Below are 3,495 nucleotides of genomic sequence, written 5' to 3'. Positions count from 1 at the left end.
CGTCGGCGGTCCGCCGCTCGCCGACGGCCCCGCGGTACCGCTGCCCGCGCGCCGCCTGCTGGTCGTCGAGGCCCGCGCCAACGGACTGCTCGGCCTCGTCGCCGAGAACGCCCTCGCCGACCTGCCCCGCACCGACGGCCGCGAGGTGGAGATCATCACCGCCGTCGGCGTCCACGAGGCCGCCGCCACCCTGGCCGACGGGCCCTGCCACTGCCTGGTGCTCGACCTCGACCTGGCCGACGGCGCCGCGCTCGCCCTGCTGAAGGACATGGACGGCGACCCGGCCCTGCAGTCCGTCCCCGTGCTCGCCCACCGCAGCCGCGCCGTCGCCACCGACGACGACCTGCTCACCCGCGGTGCGACCAGGCCCCTGGAGATCCTCTCCAGCCTCGACGAGCTGCGCGAACGCGTCGCCCTGCACATGAGCGCCGAGCGGCCCGAGGACATCCGCCCGCGCACGGCCCGTACCGCACCGGCGTGGGACCCCGACGCCGACCCGAGCCTGGCCGGCCGCACCGCGCTGGTCGTGGACGACGACGACCGCAACCTCTACGCGATCACCGGGATCCTCGAACTGCACGGGATGAACGTGCTGCAGGCCGAGAACGGGCGCGCCGCACTGGACGCCCTGGCCACCCACGCCTCGATCGACGTCATCCTGATGGACGTCATGATGCCCGAGATGGACGGCTACACCGCCACCGCCGCGATCCGCGCGATGCCCGAGCACGAGCGGCTGCCGATCATCGCCGTCACCGCCAAGGCCATGCTCGGCGACCGGGAGAAGAGCCTCGCCGCCGGAGCCAGCGACTACGTCACCAAACCGGTCGACGCCGCCGACCTGATCGGCCGGATCAGGGACCAGCTCACTGCCCAGGCACTGAACCCCGGACACGGCTGACCCGCACCCGACCGTCAGGAGACCGCCGTGCACCAACCCCTCGACCCGCCCGCGGACCATACCGCGGGGGTCTTCCCCCACACCGGCACACCCACGGTGGGACCGCAGCGCGAGCACCCGGGCGACCGACCTGCGGGCGACCGGCCCGCAGGCGACCGGCCCACCGGCGACCGACCCGCGGGCGACCGGCCCGCCGGCACCCGCCCGGCCCCCGCCGCGGTCACCCGCCTCGCCGCCACGGTGGAGAACCTCCGCTCGGAACTCGCCCGGGCCCAGGCCGACGCCGCCGGCCGCTCCCTGCTCGAGATGGCCGCCGGCGTCCTGGTCGAACGGCTGCGCTGCGGCCCGACGGAGGCGGCCGCCCAGCTGACCGCGCTCGCCGAACAGGCCGGCGTGCCCGTGCTGGAGTTCGCCGCCGAACTGGTCAACCAGGTCGCCGCGGACCGGATCTCCGCCATCGCCCGCGAGTTCATCACCTCCTCCGTGGACCGCCAGGAGGAGGCCGCGGTACGGCTGCGCGTCGCCGAGGCGCACAGCCTGGCCGCCGGCGGGCCCGCTGGGCGCCGTCGCCGTCGCGATCTGGGCCGCCCACCCCGACCAGTCGCTGACCCTCGAAGGCAGCGCGGGCTTCAGCGAGGCGGAGGCCCGCCGCTGGCGGTACGTCCCGCCCGGTGTGTCCACCCCGGCCCGCCGGGCGCTCGACGAGCGGGAGACGATCGCCTACCCCACCCTCGTGCAGGCGGCACTGCCGACCATCGGCCAGCACGAGTACACCGGCGGACGCATCGCGGTGCCGGCCGGGACCGGCGGACGGCTGATCGGCGTACTGGAGATCTGCTGGCCCACCGGCCTGCCCCCGCGGTCCCAGCCGCTCCAGCGCCAGTTCGAGGCACTGGCGGAACTGTGCGCCACCACCCTGGAGCCCTGGACCGAACCCACCGGCCCCGAGCGGACCGACCAGGAGTTCGACGACCTGCAACGGCTCACCGACGGCGTGCTCGACCCCTGCCTGATCCTCCGACTCGCGCCCGGCCGCTCCGAACTGCCCCTGGAGTTCGCCGTCCGGCACGTCAACCCCGCGTTCGTCGACTTCGCCGGCCGGCCGAACAGCGCGGTCGCCGGCGCGCGCCTGCTGGAGGCCTACCCGCTGGCCGCCGAGGCCGGCGGCCTGGCCGAGAAGGTGGAGCACGTCTTCGCCACCGGCGAGCCGTTCCGCACCACGGACATGCGGCTGGCCGCCACCGTCGACGGCATCCCGCTGCTCGCCCGGGCCCGGGTCAGCATCAGCCGGCACGGCCGGCACATCGTGGTGATCTGGCGGCTCGACGACGGGACGCCGCGGGTGGCCCGGCTGCTCCAGCACGCGCAGCGCCTGGGCAGGATCGGCGGCTTCGAGGAGAACGTCCAGACCGGCCAGATCGCCTGGAACGAGACCCTGTTCGACCTGCACGGCCTGCCCGCCACCGCCCAGCCGATCGCCCTGGAGCAGCTCCCCGAGCACGCCCACCCCGACGACCGCCCGGCGATCGGCCGGTTCCTGCGCACCCTGCTGCACCACCGGCGCCCGGCCTCCACCGCCTTCCGGCTGCAGCGCTCCGACGGCGTCGCCCGCCACATCCGCGTCGTGGCCGAACCGGTGCACGACGAGAACGCGGCGCTCACCACCGTCCGCGGCGCCTACCAGGACATCTCCGCCCAGCACTGGACCGAGGTCGCCCTCGCCGCCACCCGCGACCAGCTGGCGCACAGCGAGCAGCAGGCCGCCGAACGCAGCCGCCTCGCCCTCCAGCTGCAGCACGCCATCATGCCGCCCGCCCGCGGCCCGCTCACCCTGCACGACCTCCAGGTCGCCGTGCGCTACCGCCCCGCGGAGAAGGACCACCTGGTCGGCGGCGACTGGTACGACACGCTCGCCCTGCCCTCCGGCGAGATCCTGCTGTGCGTCGGCGACGTCGCCGGGCACGGCATCGACGCCGCGACCGGCATGGTCGCCCTGCGCAACGCCCTGCGCGGCCTGGCCGCCACCGGCGCCGGTCCGGCCCAGCTGCTGACCTGGCTCAACAGCGTCACCCACCACCTCACCGACAACGTCACGGCCACCGCCGTCTGCGCGCTCTACCACCCCGGGACCCGGCGGCTTCGCTGGGCACGGGCCGGCCACCTGCCGCCGGTCCTGCTGCGCGAGGGCCGGGCCCGCGCCCTGCCACAGCCGGGCGGGATCCTGCTGGGCGCGCTCGACCACGCCGACTACGACGAGTCGCACCTCGACCTCCGGGCCGGCGACACGCTGGTGATGTTCACCGACGGCCTCATCGAACGCCGCGACGAATCCGTCCAGGCCTCGCTGGACAGCCTGCTGTCGCTCAGCGAAACGACCTCCCTCGCCAAGGACGGCACACCCGACTCCCTGGAGAGCCACCTGGACCACCTGCTGCGCTACAGCAGCGCGGACACCGACGACGACACCTGCCTGGTCGGCATCTCGGTCGACCGGGCGGCCGACGCGCCGGTGGAGTGAGCGCCGGAGCGGTGAGCGCCCCGGGGCCGGCCCGCGCCCCCGCGGCCGGTCCTTCACGAAGCATTCACACGAGAAG

Annotated in this window: 1 protein-coding gene and 1 pseudogene; both read left to right on the top strand. The window is 75.1% G+C overall.

The genetic code is table 11. From position 1 onward, the window contains the following. Positions 1–901 (top strand): response regulator (locus VR45_RS40070; RefSeq protein ID WP_045944902.1); only part of this gene is annotated, 901 nt, incomplete at its 5' end. 213 nt (positions 902–1,114) lie between these two features. After that, positions 1,115–3,419, top strand: a pseudogene (locus tag VR45_RS40065) (SpoIIE family protein phosphatase); the annotation flags it as partial. Positions 3,420–3,495: the final 76 nt, after the last annotated feature.

The organism is Streptomyces sp. NRRL S-495, from assembly GCF_000966955.1.
Taxonomy (GTDB): Bacteria; Actinomycetota; Actinomycetes; order Streptomycetales; family Streptomycetaceae; genus Kitasatospora; species Kitasatospora purpeofusca.
The sequence above is the reverse complement of the archived record's forward strand: the minus strand, read 5'-3'. Positions and strand labels throughout refer to the sequence as shown.